Here is a 21,809-nt window from a genome sequence, read left to right as displayed (position 1 = left end):
ATCGTCTAAGCTCTAGGCCGGGTGCCGCCGCTTGGCAAAGACCCTTCGCCCGCCGTACCATCGCGGAATCTCTGCCCTGGCCCATCGCCGGGGTTTCGTGAACCGAGGTCCAGGGGCGTGATGCCGCCAATGCCAACCCGGTCGCTGGTGCGGGCCTGCACACATCTGGCGGACCCGGCGGCGGCCATCGACGAGCTTCACAACAGCCTGACAGCCGCCGATCCGGCGCTGATCGTGCTGTTCTGCTCCTCCCACTACGACCTGTCCGCCGTGGCAGCCTCGCTGCGCGCCCGCTTTCCGGGCGTGCCGGCCATCGGCTGCACCACCTCGGGGGAGTTGACGCCGCTTGGCTATATGGATGGCTCCATCACGGCAGTCGCCTTCCCCAGGGGTGATTTCGCGGCCAGCATCACGCGCTTCGATCATGTCAGCCGGTTTGAGATGGGCGACGCCAAGCCCAAGGTGCGCGACCTGCTGGCAGAGGCGGAGGATACGGCCATCGAAATGGGCCCCGACGCCCGCCATGTCGCCCTATTCCTGGTCGACGGCCTGTGCGTGAAGGAGGAACTGATCATCAGCGCCCTGCATGACGCGCTGGGTGGCCTGCCGCTGATCGGCGGGTCAGCGGGCGACGACATGCGGTTTGAGGCGACACATGTCCTGCATGACGGGGAATTCCATGTCGATGCCGGCGTGCTGCTGATCCTCACCACGACGCGGCCCTTCAAGGTGTTCCGCAACCAGCATTTCGTCCATACCGACCAGAAGATGGTGGTCACCCAGGCCGACCCCACCCGCCGCATCGTCACGGAAATCAACGCGGAGCCGGCGGCCCGCGAATATGCCCGCATGGTGGGGCTGGAGGGCGAGCCGCTGACGCCCATGATCTTCGCCTCCTACCCCGTCGTGGTGCGGGTGGGCGGGGAATATTATGTCCGCTCCATCCAGAAGGTGAACGAGGATGAAAGCCTGACCTTCTTCTGCGCCATCGATGAGGGCATTGTCCTGACGGTGGCGACTGGTGTGGATATCGTGCGCAACCTTCAGGAACTGTTCGATCGCCTGACGGTGGAGATCGGCAAGCCTGACCTGATCCTGGGCTTCGACTGCGTCTTCCGGTCGCTGGAACTGGAGCAGAAGCAGCTGAAGCAGGCGGCGTCCAAGGTCCTGGCCAGCCAGAATGTCGTGGGCTTCTGCACCTATGGCGAACAATTTAACGCCATGCATGTGAACCAGACCTTCACCGGTCTGGCCATAGGTGCGCGATGAGCGCCCTGCCCGATCCCGCCAACGACCTGCCCACGCCCGAGCAGGAGCGCATCGCGCTCTTGGAGCGGGAGAACTGGAAACTCAAACGCATCAACAAGGCGCTGATGGACCGGGTCGAACGGTCCATGGATTATCATGGCAGCGCCTTCTCCCTGTTTCAGACGGCCATCGTCCTGGAAAGCCGGGTACGGGAGCGTACCCAGCAGCTTGAAGAAACCCTGCGCGAGTTGGAAGCGTCGAACAGCGAACTGGCCCGCGCCAAGGAAACGGCGGAAACCGCCCAGACCCGTCTGGCAGAGGCCATCGAAAGCGTGAATGAGGGCTTTGCCCTGTTCGATGCCGATGACCGGCTGGTCCTGTGCAACAAGACCTATCTGTCGCTCTGGCCCGCCATCGCCGACCTGATCAGACCGGGCATCAGCTTTGGCGAGATCGCGCAGATGGCGGTGTCGCGCGGGTCGGTGGTGCCTGAAACGGCAGGCCCTGACCGCTGGGTCCGCGAACGGGTGGCGCAGCATGTGGGGGCCGACGGCACCCATGTCCATACCCTGGCCGACGGGCGCTGGATCCAGATCAATGAACGGCGCACCCGCGATGGCGGCATTGTCGGCATCTATACCGACATCACCGATGTGAAGGAACGCGACGCCCGCGACGGGCAGGAACGTATCCGCCTGATCACCGACGCCATGCCGGCCCTGATCGCCTATGTCGATGCGGAGGAAACCTACCGGTTCGTGAACCGCCGCTATGGTGAGATGTTCCGCCGCCCCCGGCATGAGATCGTGGGATCGACCATGCGCGAACTGCTGGGGGATGATGAATATCGCCGCCGCCGCCCGCATATCGGCACCGTCATGGCGGGACAGGAGACGCAATTCGATCTGGAATTCGATACGCGGTCCGGCAAACGCTATTCCCAGGCAACCTATGTCCCGCATTTTGCGTCAGATGGCGCGGTGCTGGGCTTCTTCTCCCTGATCCAGGACGTGACCGAACGCCGCCGCGCGGCGGAGGATCTGCGTGAGGCCAACGAAGGCTTGGAACGCCGTGTGGCCGAACGCACCGCCGCCCTGAAGCAGGAGATTACCGAGCGTCAGCAGATTGAGGAAAAGCTGCGGGAGGCGAAGACCGCCGCCGAACAGGCCAACCTGTCAAAGACCAAGTTCCTGGCCGCCGCCAGCCACGACCTTCTGCAGCCGCTGAACGCCGCCCGCCTATTCGTGTCCGCCCTGACCGAAGGGGAGCACGAGGCCGGCACCCGCATGCTGGTGGAAAAAACCGATGCGGCCCTGCTGTCAGTCGAAGACCTGCTTGAAGCGCTGCTGGACATTTCCAAGCTGGATGCCGGCGTGGTGCAGCCGCAGTTGGATGATTTCCCGCTGGCCATGCTGCTGACATCCATGCAGGCCGAATATGCGCCGGTGGCCAAGGAACGCGGGCTGGACCTGCGCGTCCTGCCATGCAAGGCCATCGTCCATACCGACATGCGCCTGCTGCGCCGCATTCTGCAGAACTTCGTCTCCAACGCCCTGCGTTACACCCGCACGGGCCGTGTCCTGGTCGGCTGCCGAAGGGTGGCGGACGGGGTGCGGATCGAGGTGCTGGATACCGGCCCCGGCATCCCGGCGGACAAGCTGGACGAAGTGTTCGAGGAATTCCGCCGCCTGGAAGGCGCTGACCGCCCCGCCGGGCGCGACCGGGGCATGGGTTTGGGCCTTGCCATCGTACAGCGGGCGGGCCGCATGCTGAACACACCCATCGGCCTGCGCTCCCGCATCGGCAAGGGATCGGCCTTCACCGTCACCGTACCGCTGGGCAGCCAGAAGCGCCCCGCCCTGCCTAGCGCCATGCGCAGCACAGCACCCGCCAGCCCTCTGACCGGTGCGCGTATCCTGGTCATCGACAATGAACAGGCAATCCTAGATGGGATGGGCGCGCTGCTGCGCGGCTGGGGCTGTCAGGTGCAAGTGGCGCCCTGCGCCGAGAGCGCCATGGATGCCCTGCCCGCTCTGGGTGGCTGGCCCGACGTGATCATCGCCGACTATCATCTGGAAAACGGTGCGGTTGGCGTCGATGCCATCGCCCGCATCATTCAGGCGCGCGGCCATGACATCCCGGCCATGGTCATCACCGCCAACCGCACAGCGGATATCCATGAACGGGTGCAGCGCGACGGCTATGCCCTGCTGACCAAACCCGTAAAGCCCGCACAATTGCGGGCCCTTGTGACACAGCTGATCGGGTAGGCCGGGAGGCATTGCCCCCGGCCCCTTTTCCTCACGCAATCTTACGCAACTCGTCGCGGACATTGTCTACGCGCTGGTTGGCGGTGCGGGTGGACAGCACGATCTCATCCATATTGTGGTGGATCAGGGCCACATCACCCGATGCGCCGCGCATATTGGCGTTCATTAACCGGGCCACCGCGCTCTGTTCCTCAACCGCGGAACAGGTGCCGATGACATAGCCGCGCACCGCGTCGATGGCGCCGCGAATGGCGTGCAGCTTCTCCGCCACATCACCCGACACATCCTGCAAATTAACGATCTCCTTGGAGATCAGCTGCGTCGCCTCTGCCGCCTGCCGGGCCAGGGACTTCACCTCCCCGGCCACGACCGCGAAACCACGGCCCGCCTCGCCGGCGCGCGCACTTTCGATGGTGGCGTTCAGGGCCAGCATGTTGATGCGCCCGGCAATATCGCCGATCAGCTTGACAATGCCATCCATGGCCTGGGTGCCGCGCACCAGCTTCTCGGTCGCCTGATCCACCACCTCCGCCTCGCTATAGGCCTGTTCGGTGGCTTCCTTGGACCGGGTCATGCTCTGCGCGATCTCGCGGATGGAGGCGTCAAGCTGTTCAGAACCACTGGCGATGGCCTGTACATTTTCCGAGGTACGCTGCGATGCCGCCGACGCATCCTCCGCCTGGGCGTTGGAGGCCTGGACAGCGGCGACGATATCGCCCAGATATTTCTGCACCGCCGCCAGCGTCTCTTCCGTCTGGTGCCGCGCCTCGACCGCTGCGGTGACGTCGCTGGCAAACTTCACCACTTTCACGGGCTTGCCATTGCCATCCAGGATGGGATTGTAGGTTGCCTGGATGTAGACGACGCGGCCACCGGCGCCAATGCGCTTAAATTCCGCCTGGCTGAACCGGCCGGCGCGCAGACCCTGCCAGAAACTGGTATAGCCGGGGCTGGACACCTCCTGCGGATCGACAAACATCGAATGTTTGCGCCCCTGTATCTGGTCCAGCCGATAACCCATGACCTTCAGGAAATTGGCATTGGCGGTCAGGACGGTGCCATCCATATCGAATTCGATGACGGCCTGCGCCCGGTCCAGCGCGGCCAACTGGCCTTCCTGATCCAGGCTGTTCTGATGTTCGGCGGTGGCGTCGGTCGCAACCTTGACCACCTTCACCACGCGGCCCTTGCGGTCCAGGACAGGGCTATAGGAACCGTGGATCCAGACCTCGCGCCCGCCCTTGGCGATGCGGCGGATCATCTCCACCTGCGTGGCCCGACCTTCGGCCAGATCCTTCCAGAACCGGGCATAATCGGCGCTGTTGCGCGTGGCCTCATCCACAAACATGCTGTGGTGGCGGCCCTTGATCTCCGCCAGGCTGTAGCCCATGGCGGTCAGGAAATTGTCATTCGCACCCAGGATGGTTCCGTCGGGCGTGAATTCGATAATGGCCTGCGCCTTGCTGATGGCGGCCAGGACCGCTTCCGCATCGTGATTGCCGCCGAACAACATATCGCACCCCCTTAACCATGCATCTGGACTGCATGAAGGGGATGGTAGGAAATGAAAACGATTACGTCATGCGAGCAAAAGGATATTAACTTGATCAAAATCAATATATTGACCCTTTAATCCTATTTATTTAACAAACATAAATAGGACCATAAATGTCCACTTACATTTAAAATCAATGGCCACTGTCTTTAATTTTGGAAACATTAAAGAAACAAAAACTCGCACCACACCTCCAAAACCCCAGCCTTGAGCGGCTTTCCCCGGGTTTCGGCCGTACACAGGCTGTCAATCCCGTCACCCCGCCGGCTCACACCTGCTCCATCTGATCCCCGCGCGGCGGCGGACCCGCGGCCAGTAGCACCGCCGCCTCCTCATCCGTGAACACACGGGACCTTGTCAGAAAACGCATGCCTTCCGGCCCTTCCAGGGAGAATCCAGCGCCCCGGCCAGGCACCGCATCGATGATAAGCTGCGTATGTTCCCAATACTCGAATTGGGCCGCGCCGATGAAGACGCAGGCGCCATGGATATCCCCCAGATAGACATCGCGGCTGCCCACCTTGAACTCCCCCGCCGGATAACACATGGGCGCCGACCCGTCGCAGCACCCGCCCGACTGGTGGAACATCACCGGCCCGTGCAGGGCGCGCAGCCGGTCGATCAGGGCGTCGGCGGTGGGCGTGGACAGAACTCGAGGAACCATGGGCACCTCCATAAAGAAGGCGGGTGACGCATGTGGACGCCACCCGCTGCCAAGTCACCTCATAAGGGAAGAAAGGCGGTGCTCACTTAAAAGAAGCCCAACGCCTTCGGGCTGTAGCTGACCAGCAGGTTCTTGGTCTGCTGGTAATGGTCCAGCATCATCTTGTGCGTTTCACGCCCGATGCCCGACTGCTTGTACCCACCGAACGCTGCATGCGCCGGGTACAGATGGTAGCAATTGGTCCAGACGCGGCCCGCCTGGATATTGCGGCCAAAGCGGTAGGCGCGGCTGCCATCGCGGCTCCAGACACCGGCACCCAGCCCGTACAGTGTGTCATTGGCGATTGCCAGCGCCTCTTCCTCGCCCCGGAACTTGGTGACGGCCAGAACGGGGCCGAAGATTTCTTCCTGGAACACCCGCATCTTGTTATGGCCTTCCAGCACCGTCGGCGTGACGTAATAGCCGCCCGACAGGTCACCACCCAGATCGGCACGCCCGCCGCCGGTCAGGACCTTGGCCCCCTCGCCCCGCCCGATATCGATATAGGACAGGATCTTTTCCAGTTGATCGTTCGATGCTTGGGCGCCGATCATGGTGCTGGCATCCAGCGGCGAGCCCTGCTTGATCTTCTGGACCCGTGCGATGGCCTTTTCCATGAACCGGTCATAGATGCGTTCATCCACCAGGGCGCGCGACGGGCAGGTGCAGACCTCCCCCTGGTTCAGGCCGAACATGGCGAAACCTTCCAGCGCCTTGTCCAGGAAATCGTCATCCTCGGCCATCACGTCGGCGAAGAAGATGTTGGGCGACTTGCCGCCCAGTTCCAGCGTGACGGGGATCAGGTTCTCCGACGCGTACTGCATGATCAGGCGGCCGGTCGTGGTCTCACCCGTGAACGCGATCTTGGAGATGCGCTTGTTGGTTGCCAGCGGCTTGCCCGCCTCGATCCCGAAACCGTTGACGACGTTCAGGACGCCGGCGGGGATCAGATCGCCGACAATGTCCATCAGCACCATGATCGACATCGGCGTCTGTTCGGCAGGCTTCAGCACCACGCAATTGCCGGCGGCAATTGCCGAGGCCAGCTTCCAGGCGGCCATCAGGATCGGGAAGTTCCAGGGGATGATCTGACCCACCACGCCCAGCGGCTCATGGAAATGATAGGCGACCGTGTCATGGTCGATCTCGGCTAGGCTGCCTTCCTGCGCACGGACGCAGGCCGCGAAATAGCGGAAATGGTCGATGGCCAGCGGAATGTCGGCGGCGGTCGTCTCGCGGATCGGTTTGCCATTGTCGATGGTTTCGGCCAGCGCCAGCAGGTCCAGGCGCTGTTCCATGCGGTCGGCGATGCGGTTCAGAACGGCGGCCCGTTCAGCAACGGAGGTGCGGGCCCACTTGTCCTTGGCCTTGTGCGCGGCATCCAGCGCCAGCTCAATATCCTCCGCCGTGGACCGCGCGATCTTGCAGAATACACCGCCGGTGACGGGGGAAATATTGTCGAAATACTGGCCGCGCACGGGGGCGACCCATTCGCCACCGATGAAATTGTCATAGCTGGCGCGGATACCGACGCTGGATTTCAGCTTTTCGATGGCCTGGTGCAACATGGGGGCGTCTCCCTTGGGGATGTCATGAACCCCTGTCGTGGGGCTCGGGATCGACCCCAACCGTGCGCCCCCTGGCCCGTCCGGTAAATTAGACTTTGTGTGAAGAAACCCGTCCCGGACGGGTTGCCCCGACACCTTGGTGCAATTGCGCAAAGGGATTGGCCTTGGCTTCTTTGAGGCGAAATTCACCCGCAAAACCAAGGTGTTCCGACAATGATGACGCGCCCGTACATTCTGGCCGCCGCCCTGGCCGCACAGGTCCTGATCGCCGCCACGGCAGAGGCCGCGACGCATGAGGTGAAGATGCTGAACCAGGGGCCGGGCGGCGCCACCATGGTGTTCGAACCCGCCATACTGACCATCGCGCCCGGCGATACGGTGCGCTTCATCCCCACGGACAAAAGCCACAATGCCGAGGCCATCAAGGGCATGCTGCCAGAGGGTGTGGAACCGTTCACCGGCAAGATGAACGAGGAAATCACGGTGACCTTCGATCAGCCCGGCCTCTACGGCTTCAAATGCAAGCCACATTACGCCATGGGCATGGTCGGCGTCATCGTTGTGGGCGATCCCGTGAATGTCGAACAGGCTAAGGCCGTGAACCACCCCGGCAAGGCCAAAGAATTGCTGCTGGGCCTGATGGCAAAGCTACGGGGGTGAGGGTTTGGTTACCTTGTGCGGGCGTAGTTCCCTCACCCTCCCGAACGCTACCGCGTCCAGGCCCCTCCCTCTCCCACTTCGTGGGCGAGGGGCGTGACCTTGGCGTCAGGCTATATTTCGCACCTCGCCCGCCTGCGGGAGAGGGAGGGGCCCATCGCTGTCAAGCGATGGGAGGGTGAGGGAACCACGCTGAAGGTGAGGCAACGATCTACTGCGCCGCCGCCCGCGCCGAGACCTGCGGGGTGCTGGGGGCCGGCGCAAAGCTGACCTTGTTGGCCAGGATCACGGCCTGGGTGCGGCTGAATACCCGCATCTTTTGCAGGATGGCGGAGACATGGGCCTTCACGGTCGTCTCCGTCACGTCCAGCTCATACGCGATTTCCTTGTTCAGGCGACCGGCAACCACCAGCTCCAGCACCTTGCGCTGCTGGGGCGTCAGGGTATCGATGCGGCGGATGATCTCCTGATCCTCACCCGACGGGGCCGGGGCCGGCGCATCCTCCAGACCTTCGGGCACATAGACATCGCCGCCCAACACCTGATGCAGGGCCTTGGCGATCATGCCGCGCGCCAGCGATTTGGGCACGAAACCCGCCGCCCCATGGCGCAGCGCCTCGTTCACCAACTGCCGGTCACAGGCCGCCGACACCATGACCACCGGCAGCGACGGATAGCGGGCGCGCAGCGAGGCGAGGCCCGCAAAGCCGTTATTGCCCGGCATGTTCAAGTCCAGCAGGACCAGATCGAAATCGCCCTCGCGGTCGATGATGCGGATCACCTCGTCCAGGTCGGACGCCTCAAACAGCTCGCACCGGTCCAGTGCCACGGCAACAACGGTGCGCAACCCATCGCGCACCAGCGGATGATCATCCGCGATCAGAACCTTGCCCATGCCCTTGATCCTCCCCGTCGCCCTGATGGCCGCGCCGAATTGATTATTTTTCTGGGCGTGATCAGCCTACTCGCGCAGGCGGGGACGGACAATCGCGGGAGCCCCGGTGGGGCACGGTTCTTTAGTATAAGGTCCCCCCTGCCCCATCAAAAGCAAAGGGGCCGCTCCCTTTCGGAAGCGGCCCCTCACCTTCCCTATCCCAAATCCAATGGTCACCACTGATGACCATTGGAGGCCGGCGACCGCCGGCCCGCGACCCCATCGTCGCGTAAGCCAACGGCGCGGATGCGCCCGCCCGGTGCTTAAGGGAACAATTGAGATTAAGCCTTCGGCAGCTTGAACACCCAGAGCGAGCCACCCTGATTGATATGCTGGATGGACTTCGCCACCTCACCACCCCAAAGCGGGACAGCACCGCCCCAGCCGGACAGGACAGCCACATACTGTTCGCCATCCTGTTCCCAGGTGACGGGGCTGCCCACCACGCCGGAACCGGTGTTGAACTTCCAGACTTCCTTGCCGGTCTGGGCATCGAAAGCCTTCAGATAGCCTTCCGGCGTACCGGTGAAGACCAGGTTGCCGGCCGTGGTCAGAACGCCGCCCCACAGCGGGGCCTTGTTCTTGTATTCCCACTTGGTCTCACCGGTCGCCGGGTCGATGGCGCGCAGCACGCCGATATGGTCCTCATACAGCGGCTTGATGTTGAAGCCGGCACCCAGATAGGCGGCACCCTTCTTGTAGTTGATGCCTTCGTTCCAGATATCCATGCCCCATTCATTGGCGGGCACATAGAACAGGCCCGTATCCTGGCTATAGGCCATGGGCATCCAGTTCTTGCCACCCAGGAAGGAAGGAGCCGCGAAAACCGACTTGCCCTTCGTCTCACCCTGCGCCGCCTCGACCGGATTACCAGGACGGTTGGCGGGGTCATAGATGGGGCGGCCCTTCTTGTCGAAGCCCTTGGCCCAGGTGATCTTCGACACGAACGGCGTGGCAGAGATGAACTTGCCGTTGGTGCGGTCAAGCACAAAGAAGAAGCCGTTGCGGTCGGCCTTGGCGCCGGCCTTGATGACCTTGCCATCCTTCTTCAGGTCGAAGGGAATGAACTCGTTCACCCCATCGAAATCCCAGCCATCATGTGGCGTGGTCTGGAAGTGCCATTTGATTTCGCCCGTGTTCGGGTCGATGGCCAGCGTAGAAGAGGTATAGAGATTGTCGCCGGGCCGCAGATGGCTGTTCCAGGGCGCCGGATTACCGGTGCCCATATAGATCAGCTTGGTTTCAGGATCATAGGTGCCGCCCAGCCAGGTAGCCCCGCCGCCCTGCTTCCACATGTCGCCCGGCCAGGAGGCGTTCTGCTTGCCGGTGACGGTGCTATCCTTGCCGTTCATCTGGCCCATATGGCCTTCGATGGTGGGGCGGGACCAGATCAGCTCGCCGGTCTTGGCGTCGCGCGCCTCCACCTTGCCGATGATGCCGAATTCACCACCGGAATTGCCGGTGATGATCTTGCCATCCACGATCATGGGGGCAGCGGTGTAGGAATAACCCGCCTCGTAGTCGGCCATCTTCTTGGACCAGACGACCTTGCCCGTGTCCTTGTTCAGCGCCACCAGCTTGGCGTCCAGCGTGCCGAAATAGATCATGTCGCCATAGATCGCGGCACCCCGGTTCACCACGTCGCAGCAGGGCATGATGCCTTCGGGCAGGCGGGCATCATACTGCCACTTCTCCTCGCCCGTGCGCGCATCGACGGCCCACAGGCGGCTGTAAGAACCGGTGACATAGATGGTGCCGTCATGGACGATGGGCTGTGCCTCCTGCCCGCGCTGCTTCTCCCCACCAAAGGAGAAGGAGAAGGCGGGCACCAGCTTGGACACGTTCTCAGTGTTCAGCGTCTTCAGCGGGCTGTAGCGCTGCGCCTGGGGCCCCATGCCATAGGTCAGCACGTCGCCGGTGGTGGCGGCGTCGTTCATCAGGTCGGCGTCGGTAGGTCCGGCGGCGAAGGTCGGCGTGGCGGCGGCCAGGCCCAGCACGGCGCAGGTTGCCAGCAGAATGCGCTTCATGGCGTCTTGTCTCCCTGTAAAGGGCCGGGGCGGCGGCACGATGCCCGGCCCGGCTTTCGGCGAAATCCGCCCGCAAGCCACCGGTCGCTGCAGCCGGGTAAGCGGCCACGACGGTGACGGATTTTCAAAGGCTTGGGATACGGAATGGTTTCAACGACGAGGCCCAAGGTAACCCCGCCCGGCAAGGGGCAAAATTGAACCTTGGTATCAGCGGTCCCCCTGGCTGCCCGGCGGCACATGCGTAATACCATAGGCGGCAAAGATGCCGGCGATGGCGCCATCCGCCGTCAGGCCGGCGATCACATCTTCCAGCTTGTAGCCAAGGTCGCGGCTATCGGTCTTCACCGCGATGCCGATGTCCCAGCCCTGTTTGGCCAGCCCCGGAAACGGCCCGCGCCGCACCACCAGTTTGCGGCCCGACGCCTTCTGACCCAGTTCCACCTGGGCCAGCGTCGCCATCGCGGCCCCCGCCTGTCCCGTGATCAGGTCGGCCATGGCCGCCGCCGCCGACAGATGATGCACGACATCGCCGCGCAGCCGCCCACTGAACGCCCCGGTCAGGTAGAAATCGGGTACGCTGTCCGTCTCTACGGCGATGCTGCTGCCTGCCATATCGGTCAATGCCCCCTTGCAATCGGTGCGCGCCGGGTCGCAGGCCAGCGCGAAGCTTTCGCGGTGATACGGCCCCGTCAGCACCGCCATGTCATTGCGCAGGCCAAATTCCCGGTCATAGGGAACGTGCATCATCAGGTCGGCCACCGGCTCCCCCAGGATGGAGCCTTTCCAGACGGCATTGCGCAGATCGTCATCCATGTTCTCGTCGGCGGTCAGCTCCATGAATTCTGGCTTCACACCCAGCCTGTCCGCCAGCGCCCGGCCCAGGTCGACATCGATGCCGACCAGCTTTCCCTCCTGCCGCCAGGACCAGGGCGGGTTATCGCGATAGACCGCGATGCGCAGCGTGCCCTTCTGCATCACCTTGTCCAACGGAGCAGCGGCGGCAAAACGCGAAAACCCCACCGCAAGCGGTAGGGTCGCGACCATGGCCAGCAATTGGCGACGGTTCATGATGGGTGTCCTCACTGCGGCACGGTTTCCAGCCACGCGCGGATGGCCCATCCGGCCTCCTGGCCTAGCACCTCGCCAAAGGCCGGCATATAGACCTTGCCGTCGCGCGCGGCCCCCTTGCGGAACCGTTCGGAGAACCATTCATCGCCGGTATCGCCGGCTTCCAGGAAGCGCAGATCCGGCGCGATGCCGCCCGAAATGGCGCCCAGCCCGTGACAGCGTGCGCAGTTCTGGTTATAGGCCGAAGACCCGATCTCGATGGCGCGCTTGTTCCCGCGATAGGGATTGCTGCCCCGCCAGTCCGGCCCCAGCTTCTCCAGCCCCTCGATATTCACCGGCTGCGGCGTGACATCGCCATGCGCCAGTGCCGGCAGGGCAACGGGGGCGGTGAACAGGGCGGCGGCAATCAGGCCGGCGGCGAGGCGGACGGGCGACGGCATGGGCAACATCCTCAGGAAAGCGTTGGAAACAGGGCGTTTCGAATGGTCGCCAGCGTAACGATTTCCCCGCCCTGCCCTAATTGGACTTTGGTGCCACGCCCGTTTCCCCGGCCCGGCACCACCCTTGTCCCATGGTCTAATGGCCGCACCGGCGGGGGCCGGGATAGGGTTGCCGGTCAAGGGCCGCCAAAGGTCCACCGCCACCGGGAGGATGAAGAATGCGGGCATATTTGCTGCTGGCGCTGCTGGCCTCGGGCCTGGCGGGACCGGCGGGGGCCGGGACGCTGTATGTCTCCAACGAACGCGACAACAGCCTGACCCTGATCGATACCGACACCCTGGCCGTGAAATCCACGATCAAGGTCGGTGCCCGCCCGCGCGGCATCACCCTGTCCGCCGATGGCAAGCAGATTTACATCTGCGCCAGCGACGATGACACGGTGCAGGTGCTGGACATCGCGACGGGCAAGATCCTGCACAATCTGCCATCGGGCGATGACCCCGAACAGTTCGCGCTGGCCCCCGACGGTACCCATCTTTTCATCGCGAACGAGGATGACAATGTCGTCACAATCGTCGATATCCCAACCCGTTCCGTCGCCTATCAGATCGATGTAGGGGTAGAGCCGGAGGGCATGGCCGTCAGCCCGGATGGCAGATGGGCCGTCAACACTTCCGAAACCACCAACATGGTGCATTGGATCGACACCGGCACCCGGCAGCTTGTGGACAATACACAGGTCGATGCCCGTCCCCGCCACGCCGAATTCACCGCCGATGGCAAATCGCTGTGGGTCTCCGCCGAAATCGGCGGCACCGTAAAGGTGATCGACGTTGCCAGCCGCCAAGTGAAACAGACCATCGGTTTCGCCGTGAAGGGCGTGCAGGCTGACAAGGTCCAGCCCGTGGGCATCAAACTGTCCAGGGACGGCAGACTGGCCTTCGTCGCACTCGGCCCCGCCAACCATGTGGCGGTGGTGGACACGGCCACCTATCAGGTGAAGGCCTATCTGCTGGTGGGCCGCCGTGTCTGGCACATGGCCCTGTCGCCAGACGGCAAGACGCTGTTCACCACCAACGGTGTCTCCAACGATGTCTCGGTCATCGATGTGGAGGGGTTGAAGGTGGTGAAATCCATTCCTGTCGGGCGTTACCCCTGGGGTGCCGTGGTGGTGCCATGAGGGCTGCACTGACGGTTGATCAGCTGGGTTTCAGCTATGGCAAGGGCGGCTTCGCGTTGCGCGGGGTCGCCTTTGCCGTTGAACCGGGCCGCTTCACGGCGCTGCTGGGTGCCAACGGGGCCGGCAAATCCACCCTGATGGGCCTGCTGACCCGGCTGTTCACGCCGGACATGGGCAGCATCCATATTGGCGGCCATGATCTGCGGCGACGGCCAGGGGCGGCACTGGCCGCCATGGGTGTGGTGTTTCAGCAGCCGACCCTGGATCTGGACCTGACAGTACACCAGAACCTGACCTATGCCGCCGGCCTGCGCGGCCTGTCCGCTCGGCAGACGGCGCCGCGTATCACCGAACTGCTGGACCGGTTCGCGCTGTCCGACCGGGCGGATGACAAGGTGCGCCTGCTGAATGGCGGCCACCGCCGGCGGGTGGAACTGGCCCGTGCCCTGCTGCACCGCCCGCCATTGCTGATCCTGGATGAACCAACCGTGGGTCTGGACGCCCCCTCGCGCCGCGATCTGGTGGATCATGTACATCGCCTGTGTACGGACGACGGCGTCGCCGTCATCTGGGCCACGCATCTGTTTGATGAAGTGCGGGACAGCGACAATGTCGTGCTGCTGCACAAGGGCCAGGTGCGCGCCACGGGCAGCGTCCCCGATCTTCTGTCCCGCACCGCTGCCGGCACGCTGGGGGAAGCGTTCGCGACCCTGACCCGACCGGAGGGAACGCCATGATGGCTTATCTGCGCGCCCTGAAGGCCGTCATCTGGCGGGAAATGCTGCGTTTCCTGCACCAACGCGAACGGTTCATCTCCGCCCTCGTCCGCCCCCTGGTCTGGCTGTTCATCTTCGCCGCCGGTTTCCGCGCGGCCCTGGGCATTTCGGTGCAGCCGCCTTATGACACCTACATCACCTATGAGACCTATGTACTGCCCGGCCTTGCCGCCATGGTCCTGCTGTTCAACGGCATGCAAAGCAGCCTGTCCATGGTCTATGACCGGGAAATGGGCAGCATGCGCCTGCTGCTGACGGCCCCCCTGCCACGCGAATTCCTGCTGATGGCGAAGCTGCTGGCCGGTGCCGTGGTCGGCCTGGCACAGGTTGCGGCCTTCCTGGCCATCGCCGCCCTGACGGGGCTGACGGTACCGGCGATGGGCTATCTCACCGTCATTCCGGCCCTGCTGCTGGCGGGTCTCATGCTGGGTGCCGTCGGCATGCTGCTATCCAGCACTATCAGGCAGCTGGAAAACTTCGCCGGCGTGATGAATTTCGTCATATTCCCGGCCTTCTTCCTCTCATCCGCCCTCTACCCCCTGTGGAAGCTGCGGGAGGGCAGCGAATGGCTCTATCTCCTGGCCCGTTTCAACCCCTTCAGCCACGCTGTCGAGTTGATCCGCTTCGCCCTTTATGGACAGGTGGATTGGGTGGCAGCGGGATGGGTGGCGGGGGCGACAGTAACCTTCCTCACCCTCTCCTTCTGGGCCTACAACCCCGCCCGTGGCCTGATGCCGCGCAAGGCCGGGGGTGGTGAGGGATAAGGTTCAACCCTCACCTTCCCAAGCCTTTACAGGCTTGGGCCCCTCCCTCTCCCGCAAGCGGGCGAGGGACGAAAACTTCTTCCCTCGCCCACAAAGGTGGGAGAGGGAGGGGCCCGTTGGCGTCAGCCAACGGGAGGGTGAGGGCAAGCCCGCCCATAAAAACAATACAAGCCGCCCGGCTTTCACCGGGCGGCTACAAAGCTAGTAGCATCAAAAGAACAGGATGGCGCCCAGCGCCACCGTGTCGGAAGAGGCTTTGTTCGAACCCTGCGCCTCCGCCTTGGTGTTGATATATTCACCCACCAGCGTGACCCAGTCGGTCAGGCCGTAATGGACCGTGCCCACCCAGGACTTGTTGGTGTCCAGCAGCGTCGGGTTCACCTCACCCTTGGCCAGATCCAGATGGCTTTCACCATAGGAGGCAGCCAGCGTCAGCTTGTCGATGACATAGCTGCCCTGGATATAAAAGCCGTCACTGTCACGCTTGTTGCCGCGCGCATCGGCGGACAGGATGAACAGGCCCGTGGTCCCGATCCCTTCACCGGTATAGTAATAGCCCAGCAGGCTGGCATTCCCGAACCCGACCTTGGCCCCGACATCGTAACCGCTGCCTTTGTAATCCGGCCCGCCGGCAACCGCCGGATCATGGTCTTGGGTCAACAGGCCCGCCCACAGCTTGGTGGTCACGGCCCCCGCCTTACCCTCGTAAGAGGCCTTGGCCTGGAAGCCGGGCGTGTCGTTAAGTTCGTTCTGGCCGGCGGTGGCCAGCGGCTGGAAGATGCCCGCCGACAGCTTGAAGCCGTTCATGTCCGGGGTGGTGTAGGTGATCTGCGGCTGGAAATCGGTATAGATGTAGCCCAGCCCGATACGGCCCAGCGAGGTGTTGGACGGGGTGGCATTGCCCGCCGCCGTGCCTACACCCAGAAGCGTGACATCCGACAGGATGGCATCCGCCCCGAACAGCCCGATATCACGGCCGATCTTGATCTCGCCAAAGCCCTTCTTGCCGAAGGTCAGGAAGGTCTGGCGGAAATCGATGCCCGACGTAGACAACGCCGTCGGCGAACCGCCAGAATTGGCACCACCGGCCCAACTGACGCTGTTGATGCCGGGATACATGCCGAAATGGGCACCCACATCCCAGCCCGCCTGCTGCGTCGTCACATCGAACTTCAGGAAGCCGGGCAGCAGGCCGTTGCGCACCGAACTGGTGTCATTGCCACCGACGCTGGCCAGACCGCCGACCACATTCTTGGTCGCCCCCGGCTTGTCGGCATTGTCACTGACATAAAAGCCGTTGACCGAGCCGGAGATCTGCACATTCACGGCCCCGACCTTGAAACCCACGCCCGTATCGGCGGCTTCCAGCACCTTGCCGCTGGCTGCTGCGGGGGCGGCCTTCACCTCCTCCGCACGGCGGGCGGACAGGGCCTGGAATTCCTGTTCCGTCAGGATGCCCTTGGCCTTCAGCTGTTTCAGCAGCTCATCCGTCGTATCGGCCGAAGCCGATCCCACCAGACCCAGGCCCAGCGCCAGGCCGCACGCACCCAGCCGCAGAACATTGCGCAGACGCATTTCTCCCTCCCACATGATGATTGGACCGCCTTGGCGGACAAGAACTCAGCCCTTCGCGCCGCGAATATTTCCGGCACGTCAGAAAAGTCAGGTGATGTGGCGAATATTTCGCACCGTCACTTTAGGGATGGGTGATACGGCCCGGTATTGGACGTTGGTTCATTGAACTTTGGGGCAATGAAATCATCGCACACCCATGCAGGCCCCCGACGGCATCCGGGCGGGCGGCACCCCCATCCTTCCTTGGTCTAATATGGCCCCTCCCGCCGGGGCCGTAGCATGGGGACCAATGAGAATGACTTCCCCGGGAGGAAGCGATGGCCATCAATGTCTGCCGCCGGACCTTCCTGGCGGGTGCCGCGTCGCTGACGGTCTTGCCCGCCGGCGCGGCTCCGGCATCGCCGGTGCGCCTGGGCCTGCTGCCCTTCGGCACGGTGCAATGGGAAATGGCGACGGCCAGCGCCAGGGGGCTGGACCGGGCTGCCGGCCTGTCCCTGTCGGTGCAGGAACTGGCCGGCACCCAGGCGACGCAGGTGGCCCTACTGGGCGGTGGCGTCGATATCATCGCATCCGACTGGCTATGGGTGGCGCGGCAGCGGGCGGCGGGCATCGACCTCTCCTTCATCCCTTATTCCTGCGCCGTCGGCGCCATCATCGTGCCGCCTGACAGCACCATCCGGACCACCGCCGATCTGGCCGGCAAACGCATCGGCGTTGCCGGCGGCCCTGTGGACAAGGGCTGGCTGCTGCTGCGCGCGCAAACCGCACAGCGCCATGGCATCGATCTGGCAGAGGCTGCCAACCCGATCTTCGCGGCCCCGCCGCTTCTATCGCAGCAGCTTCAATCCGGCCGCCTGGATGCCATCCTGACCTACTGGCATTACGCCGCCCGGCTGGAGGCGGCTGGGATGCGCCAACTGGCGGGTGTGGCCGATCTGGCGCGCGACCTGGGGCTGGCCACCGAAGTGCCGACCCTGGGCTATGTCTTCCGCGCCGATTGGGCTGCCCGCAACCAAGCCACCCTGACCGCCTTCACGACGATGACGCGGCAGGCCAAGGAAGTCCTGGCCCGCGATGACGATGCCTGGACCGCCATCCGCCCCCTGTTGGGCGCCGATGACGACACGACCGCCCGGCACCTGCGCGACCGCTTCCGACAGGGTATCCCCCAGCGCTGGACAGAGGCGGAACGCGCCGACGCCGCCCGGCTGTTTGCACTTCTGGCAGGCCTGGGCGGACGGGATCTGGTGGGCGATGCGTCGGCCATTCCCGACGGCACCTTCTGGCCGGTTTCGTGGGGGTAAGGGGCGTGGCGCGGGCGGGCCTTTCCATCCTTCTGATCCTGCTGGTCTGGCAGGGGGCGGCATTGGCCGTCGCCGGCCCCACCCTGCCCGGCCCCGCCATGGTCGCGACGGCGATGCTGCGGGAGGCGGCGTCGGGGCAGCTCTGGCTGCATCTGGGCGTCACCCTGGCTCGTGTCGCCGCCGCCTTCACCCTGGCCCTGTCCATCGGCACCGCCATTGGCATCGCTATGGGCCGGTCGCCGCTGCTGGATGGTCTGCTGGGTCCCTGGCTGACCCTGGCCCTGAACGTCCCGGCCCTGGTGGTGATCGTCCTGGCCTATCTCTGGTTTGGATTGACGGAGTTGGCGGCCATCGCCGCCGTGGCCGTGAACAAGGTGCCGAACGTGGTGGTGCAGGTACGGGCCGGCGCCCGCGCGCTGGACCCCGCCTTATCGCGCATGGCCACCGCCTACCGCTTCACCCGCGCCGACCGGCTGCGCCATCTGCTGCTGCCGCACCTGTCGCCCTACCTGTTCGCGGCGGCGCGCAACGGCCTGTCGCTGGTCTGGAAGATCGTGCTGGTGGTGGAACTGCTGGGGCGCGGCAATGGCGTCGGGTTCAAGATCCATCTGGCCTTTCAGATGTTCGATGTTGCCACCCTGCTGGCCTATGCCCTCGCCTTCGTGCTGGTGGCGCAGGTGATTGAATTGGCGATGATGGCGCCCCTGGAACGGCGCGCGGGCCGCTGGCGGGGGGCCCATGGCTGAACCGCTGCTGCGCCTGACGGTGGATGAAAAGCGCTTTGCCGGCACGCCCGTTCTGGTCGGGCTGGACCTTGATATCGCCCCCGGCGAAATGCTGGCCCTGGTGGGGCCCAGCGGCTGTGGCAAAAGCACGGCCTTGATGCTGGCGGCCGGGCTGGACCGGGATTTCGTGGGCACCCGCCTGCCCGCCCCCGGCCTGCGCATCGTTCCGCATTTCCAGGAACCCAGCCTTCTGCCCTGGCGCAGCCTGTCCGACAATGTCGATATGGCCCTGCCACCGGCGCAGCGGGGGCGTGGGCAGGCCCGGCGCTGGCTGGACGGCGTGGAGCTGCCGCGCGATAGCCATGCACAGTTCCCATCTCAGGTCAGCCTGGGCATGCAGCGCCGCGCGGCGCTTGCCCGCACCCTGGCCGCCGATGGCGACCTGCTGCTGCTGGATGAACCGTTGGTATCGCTGGATGCCGCTCTGGCCGACCGGCTGCGGGTTCTGCTGCTGCGCCGGATGGTGGAACGGCAGGGGCTGGCCATGCTGCTGGTCACCCATGACCTGACGGAGGCGGCGATGATGGCCGACCGTATCCTGGTCCTGGCGGGTCATCCGGCCCGCGTGGTGGCCCGCATCCACCCGCCCGGCCCCCGTGGTCAGCGGCACGGCGAACAGGTGACCGCGACGATCCGGCATATCCAGGCCGCCCAATCTTCGACTATATCCCTCGATGAAGCAGCGGCGGCCCCCCATCCGTCCGCGCCGGAAAAGGTTTAGAGATGACGCAGCGTTCCCTGCCCGCCCGCCTGTCCCGCCCCCTCTGCGCCGCCCTGGCCCTGTTCGCGGGCCTGCCGGCGCTGGCCGCCGATGACAATCAGGTGGCGGAGATTGTGGTGACGGGCCGGCGCGACGGGGTGCCCGCCTATGAACGCGCCTACGGCCCCACCATCATCGACGCCACCGCCCTTGCCACCGCGCCACAGCGGCGCTTGGACGAGGCATTGCGCGCCGTTCCCGGCTTTGGCCTGTTCCGGCGGTCGGGATCGCGCACGGCCAACCCCACGGCACAGGGCGTGTCCCTGCGCGGCATCGGTCCCAATGGGGCGGGCCGCACCCTGGTGCTGGTCGATGGTGTGCCGGTGAATGACCCGTTCGGCGGCTGGGTCTACTGGTCGCGCCTGCCCACATCGTCAGTGGACAGCATCGCCCTGACGCGCGGCGGCGGGGCCGGCCCCTGGGGCAACTCGGCCCTGGCCGGCACCATCCGCATCGACACCAAACAGCGTGACGGGCTGGACATGGAACTGGCCGGCGGCAGCGATGGTACGCTGCTGTCGCAGGCTTCGGTGGGCGGCCGTGCCAATGGCTGGCATATGGGCCTGTCGGGCAGCGCCTTTCGCACCGATGGCGTGAAGCTGGTGGAACCCGCCCGGCGCGGTCCCATCGACATCAAGGCCGACAGCGACGCCTATGCCGTCGATGGTGTCTTGTCCACCCGCGTCGGCAATATCTCGGCCACCGCCAAACTGTCGGGTTTCAAGGAAAGCCGGGGCAACGGTACTCCTTACACCAACAATGCCACCGACGCGGTGGAGGGCAGCCTGCGTCTGGTCGGCGATGGGGAGAAGGTCGATTGGGAGGCCCTGGCCTATTGGCGCGACTGGTCCTTTGCCAGCACCTTTTCCGGCGTGAACGCCACCCGCACCGCCGAAACCCCGTCGCTGGACCAATATGACGTGCCGGCCACAGCCAAGGGTGCCATCGCGCAGATCGGTTTCACCCCCGCCGACGGTTTTGAAACCGATATCGGTGCCGACCTGCGCGAAACCGACGGCAAGACCAAGGAACGGATGACCTATACCGCCGGTCGCTACACCCGCCTGCGCGATGCGGGCGGCACGCAATCGGTGGCGGGGCTGTTCATTGAACAGGCCTGGACCGGCGTGCCGGGCCTGACCGTTTCCGCCGGTGGCCGCCTGGATGCCTGGAAGAACAGCGACGGCCACCGTCTGGAAAGCGATATCGCCACTGGCGCCATCCTGCGCAATGACCGCTATGACACGCGCGACGGCACCGTCGCCAATGGCCGCGCCGGCATCGACTGGCAGGCCGATGACAGCATCGCGCTGCGTGCCGCCGCCTATACCGGCTTCCGCCTGCCCACCCTGAACGAACTGTACCGCCCCTTCCGTGTCGGCAATGACATTACGGAGGCGAACCCGGCCCTGGCCCCCGAACGCATGCGCGGGGGTGAGGCGGGCCTGCGCCTGACGCCCGGCAATGGCGTCACCCTGAACGCCACCCTGTTCCATGTCCGCCTGAAGAACGCCGTCGACAATGTCGTGATCCAGACGACCACCGGCAACAATGCCGAATTGGGCGTGTTCGTCCCGGCGGGTGGCAGTCTGGCGCAGCGCCGGGGGCTGGACCGCGTTACGGTGAAGGGGCTGGAGGCCGACATCGCCTGGCAGGCAACCGACAGCCTGCGCCTGTCCGCTGCCTACCTGTTCAGCGACAGCGAAATCAACGATCCGGGTTCCATGCGGGCGCTGAAGGGCAACCAGTTGGGCCAGTCGCCGCGCCATTCCGGCACGGTGGATGTCACCTGGACACCCATCCAAGCCCTGACCCTGCGCGCCCAAGTCCGCGCGGCGGGCAAACAGTTTGAAGACAGCCGCAACCTCGGCACGCTCGATAGCTACGCCGTGGGCGATCTCTATGCCGGCTGGCGCGTAGATGAGATGCTGGAATTCTATGCCACCGCAGAAAATGTTACCGGCGCGCGGGTGGAAACGGGCCGTCGCAGCGATGGCTTGACCAATGTCGGGCCGGAGCAGCAATGGCTGGCGGGGCTGCGGATCAGGTTGTAGTCAACCCGTCATTTTGCCTCCCCGGCAAAGGCCGGGACCCAGGGGCCACAGGCTCAAACCTGACCGCTGACGTTGATCAAAGCTGCCGAAAGGTCGGGCACTTAGCCCCTGGGTCCCGGCCTTCGCCGGGAAGGCGGTAG

18 protein-coding genes are annotated in these 21,809 nt (G+C 64.5%); 10 read left to right on the top strand and 8 right to left on the bottom strand.

The genetic code is table 11. The features are described from left to right. The first annotated feature begins 129 nt into the window (after positions 1-129). Positions 130-1,269, top strand: coding sequence for a nitric oxide-sensing protein NosP (gene nosP, locus ACT6Q8_RS04005; RefSeq protein ID WP_444739342.1), 1,140 nt, complete (start codon positions 130-132; stop codon positions 1,267-1,269). Beyond that, positions 1,266-3,518, top strand: coding sequence for a PAS domain-containing hybrid sensor histidine kinase/response regulator (locus ACT6Q8_RS04000; protein ID WP_444734050.1), 2,253 nt, complete (start codon positions 1,266-1,268; stop codon positions 3,516-3,518). Before nosP ends, ACT6Q8_RS04000 begins: the two co-directional genes overlap by 4 nt. A 31-nt stretch (positions 3,519-3,549) precedes the next feature. On the opposite strand, the gene ACT6Q8_RS03995 is transcribed toward ACT6Q8_RS04000, so the two are convergent. The 3 genes from ACT6Q8_RS03995 to adh all read right to left on the bottom strand — a co-directional run bounded on the left by ACT6Q8_RS03995 (position 3,550) and on the right by adh (position 7,344). Beyond that, positions 3,550-5,031: a methyl-accepting chemotaxis protein gene (locus tag ACT6Q8_RS03995; RefSeq protein WP_054167309.1), complete on the bottom strand. Its 1,482-nt coding sequence runs from the start codon at positions 5,029-5,031 to the stop codon at positions 3,550-3,552. A gap of 310 nt (positions 5,032-5,341) precedes the next feature. Beyond that, positions 5,342-5,737 (bottom strand): DUF779 domain-containing protein, encoded by a 396-nt coding sequence (locus ACT6Q8_RS03990; protein WP_444734049.1) that lies wholly within the window; start codon positions 5,735-5,737, stop codon positions 5,342-5,344. 86 nt (positions 5,738-5,823) lie between these two features. Continuing rightward, a complete protein-coding gene (gene adh, locus ACT6Q8_RS03985; RefSeq protein ID WP_444734048.1) occupies positions 5,824-7,344 on the bottom strand; it encodes an aldehyde dehydrogenase in 1,521 nt (506 codons plus the stop codon). 213 nt (positions 7,345-7,557) lie between these two features. Here adh and ACT6Q8_RS03980 point away from each other — a divergent pair, with 213 nt between their 5' ends. Further along, positions 7,558-8,004, top strand: a complete 447-nt coding sequence (locus tag ACT6Q8_RS03980; protein WP_054167306.1) for a pseudoazurin — start codon at positions 7,558-7,560, stop codon at positions 8,002-8,004. Positions 8,005-8,212: 208 nt separating this feature from the next. Here the strand turns inward: ACT6Q8_RS03980 and ACT6Q8_RS03975 are convergent, their stop codons facing one another. From ACT6Q8_RS03975 to pedF, 4 genes are all read right to left on the bottom strand, one after another. After that, the gene (locus ACT6Q8_RS03975; protein WP_054167305.1) at positions 8,213-8,896 is read right to left on the bottom strand and encodes a response regulator; all 684 of its coding nucleotides are present in this window, start codon (positions 8,894-8,896) and stop codon (positions 8,213-8,215) included. A 320-nt stretch (positions 8,897-9,216) separates the two neighbouring features. Continuing rightward, complete coding sequence (locus ACT6Q8_RS03970) at positions 9,217-10,962, bottom strand: methanol/ethanol family PQQ-dependent dehydrogenase (protein ID WP_444734047.1); 1,746 nt, start codon at positions 10,960-10,962, stop codon at positions 9,217-9,219. 207 nt (positions 10,963-11,169) lie between these two features. Next, the gene (locus tag ACT6Q8_RS03965; RefSeq protein WP_444734046.1) at positions 11,170-12,030 is read right to left on the bottom strand and encodes a substrate-binding periplasmic protein; all 861 of its coding nucleotides are present in this window, start codon (positions 12,028-12,030) and stop codon (positions 11,170-11,172) included. Between the two features lie 11 nt (positions 12,031-12,041). Next, positions 12,042-12,470 (bottom strand): cytochrome c-550 PedF, encoded by a 429-nt coding sequence (pedF, locus tag ACT6Q8_RS03960; protein ID WP_054167303.1) that lies wholly within the window; start codon positions 12,468-12,470, stop codon positions 12,042-12,044. Positions 12,471-12,688: 218 nt separating this feature from the next. On the opposite strand from pedF, the gene ACT6Q8_RS03955 reads away from it, so the two are divergent. The 3 genes from ACT6Q8_RS03955 to ACT6Q8_RS03945 are packed head-to-tail and all read left to right on the top strand — an operon-like array spanning position 12,689 to position 15,191. Then, positions 12,689-13,651, top strand: coding sequence for a YVTN family beta-propeller repeat protein (locus ACT6Q8_RS03955; RefSeq protein ID WP_444734045.1), 963 nt, complete (start codon positions 12,689-12,691; stop codon positions 13,649-13,651). Next, on the top strand, positions 13,648-14,388 hold the full coding sequence (locus ACT6Q8_RS03950; protein WP_444734044.1) for an ABC transporter ATP-binding protein: 741 nt from the start codon (positions 13,648-13,650) through the stop codon (positions 14,386-14,388). Before ACT6Q8_RS03955 ends, ACT6Q8_RS03950 begins: the two co-directional genes overlap by 4 nt. Next, complete coding sequence (locus ACT6Q8_RS03945) at positions 14,385-15,191, top strand: ABC transporter permease (protein WP_444734043.1); 807 nt, start codon at positions 14,385-14,387, stop codon at positions 15,189-15,191. Before ACT6Q8_RS03950 ends, ACT6Q8_RS03945 begins: the two co-directional genes overlap by 4 nt. Positions 15,192-15,401: 210 nt before the next feature. Here the strand turns inward: ACT6Q8_RS03945 and ACT6Q8_RS03940 are convergent, their stop codons facing one another. Further along, positions 15,402-16,766, bottom strand: coding sequence for a hypothetical protein (locus ACT6Q8_RS03940; protein WP_444734042.1), 1,365 nt, complete (start codon positions 16,764-16,766; stop codon positions 15,402-15,404). Positions 16,767-17,083: 317 nt separating this feature from the next. On the opposite strand from ACT6Q8_RS03940, the gene ACT6Q8_RS03935 reads away from it, so the two are divergent. Genes ACT6Q8_RS03935 through ACT6Q8_RS03920 form a run of 4 tightly spaced genes read left to right on the top strand, consistent with a single transcriptional unit; the run spans position 17,084 to position 21,669 of the window. Beyond that, entirely contained in the window at positions 17,084-18,070 is a 987-nt protein-coding gene (locus ACT6Q8_RS03935) for an ABC transporter substrate-binding protein (protein ID WP_444734041.1), read from the top strand. A 5-nt stretch (positions 18,071-18,075) separates the two neighbouring features. Next, positions 18,076-18,816 (top strand): ABC transporter permease, encoded by a 741-nt coding sequence (locus ACT6Q8_RS03930; protein WP_444734040.1) that lies wholly within the window; start codon positions 18,076-18,078, stop codon positions 18,814-18,816. After that, a complete protein-coding gene (locus ACT6Q8_RS03925) occupies positions 18,809-19,576 on the top strand; it encodes an ATP-binding cassette domain-containing protein (protein ID WP_444734039.1) in 768 nt (255 codons plus the stop codon). Before ACT6Q8_RS03930 ends, ACT6Q8_RS03925 begins: the two co-directional genes overlap by 8 nt. 2 nt (positions 19,577-19,578) lie before the next feature. Continuing rightward, positions 19,579-21,669 carry a TonB-dependent receptor gene (locus ACT6Q8_RS03920; protein ID WP_444734038.1) on the top strand — a complete coding sequence of 697 codons (2,091 nt, stop codon included), beginning with the start codon at positions 19,579-19,581 and terminating at the stop codon, positions 21,667-21,669. The last annotated feature ends 140 nt before the right edge of the window (positions 21,670-21,809 follow it).

The sequence above is a fragment of the Niveispirillum sp. genome (assembly GCF_052437035.1).
Lineage (GTDB): Bacteria > Pseudomonadota > Alphaproteobacteria > Azospirillales > Azospirillaceae > Niveispirillum.
This window is presented reverse-complemented; position numbering and strand designations above follow the sequence as displayed.

Bases quoted from the DNA above. Each gene is read 5' to 3' on its own strand.
- ACT6Q8_RS03980 (WP_054167306.1), top strand. From the start codon at position 7,558: ATGATGACGCGCCCGTACATTCTGGCCGCCGCCCTGGCCGCACAGGTC.
- ACT6Q8_RS03920 (WP_444734038.1), top strand. From the start codon at position 19,579: ATGACGCAGCGTTCCCTGCCCGCCCGCCTGTCCCGCCCCCTCTGCGCC.
- ACT6Q8_RS03970 (WP_444734047.1), bottom strand. From the start codon at position 10,962: ATGAAGCGCATTCTGCTGGCAACCTGCGCCGTGCTGGGCCTGGCCGCC.
- ACT6Q8_RS03945 (WP_444734043.1), top strand. From the start codon at position 14,385: ATGATGGCTTATCTGCGCGCCCTGAAGGCCGTCATCTGGCGGGAAATG.
- ACT6Q8_RS03995 (WP_054167309.1), bottom strand. From the start codon at position 5,031: ATGTTGTTCGGCGGCAATCACGATGCGGAAGCGGTCCTGGCCGCCATC.
- ACT6Q8_RS03935 (WP_444734041.1), top strand. From the start codon at position 17,084: ATGGCCATCAATGTCTGCCGCCGGACCTTCCTGGCGGGTGCCGCGTCG.
- ACT6Q8_RS03925 (WP_444734039.1), top strand. From the start codon at position 18,809: ATGGCTGAACCGCTGCTGCGCCTGACGGTGGATGAAAAGCGCTTTGCC.
- ACT6Q8_RS03990 (WP_444734049.1), bottom strand. From the start codon at position 5,737: ATGGTTCCTCGAGTTCTGTCCACGCCCACCGCCGACGCCCTGATCGAC.
- ACT6Q8_RS03965 (WP_444734046.1), bottom strand. From the start codon at position 12,030: ATGAACCGTCGCCAATTGCTGGCCATGGTCGCGACCCTACCGCTTGCG.
- nosP (WP_444739342.1), top strand. From the start codon at position 130: ATGCCAACCCGGTCGCTGGTGCGGGCCTGCACACATCTGGCGGACCCG.
- ACT6Q8_RS03955 (WP_444734045.1), top strand. From the start codon at position 12,689: ATGCGGGCATATTTGCTGCTGGCGCTGCTGGCCTCGGGCCTGGCGGGA.
- pedF (WP_054167303.1), bottom strand. From the start codon at position 12,470: ATGCCGTCGCCCGTCCGCCTCGCCGCCGGCCTGATTGCCGCCGCCCTG.
- ACT6Q8_RS03950 (WP_444734044.1), top strand. From the start codon at position 13,648: ATGAGGGCTGCACTGACGGTTGATCAGCTGGGTTTCAGCTATGGCAAG.
- ACT6Q8_RS03975 (WP_054167305.1), bottom strand. From the start codon at position 8,896: ATGGGCAAGGTTCTGATCGCGGATGATCATCCGCTGGTGCGCGATGGG.
- adh (WP_444734048.1), bottom strand. From the start codon at position 7,344: ATGTTGCACCAGGCCATCGAAAAGCTGAAATCCAGCGTCGGTATCCGC.
- ACT6Q8_RS03940 (WP_444734042.1), bottom strand. From the start codon at position 16,766: ATGCGTCTGCGCAATGTTCTGCGGCTGGGTGCGTGCGGCCTGGCGCTG.
- ACT6Q8_RS04000 (WP_444734050.1), top strand. From the start codon at position 1,266: ATGAGCGCCCTGCCCGATCCCGCCAACGACCTGCCCACGCCCGAGCAG.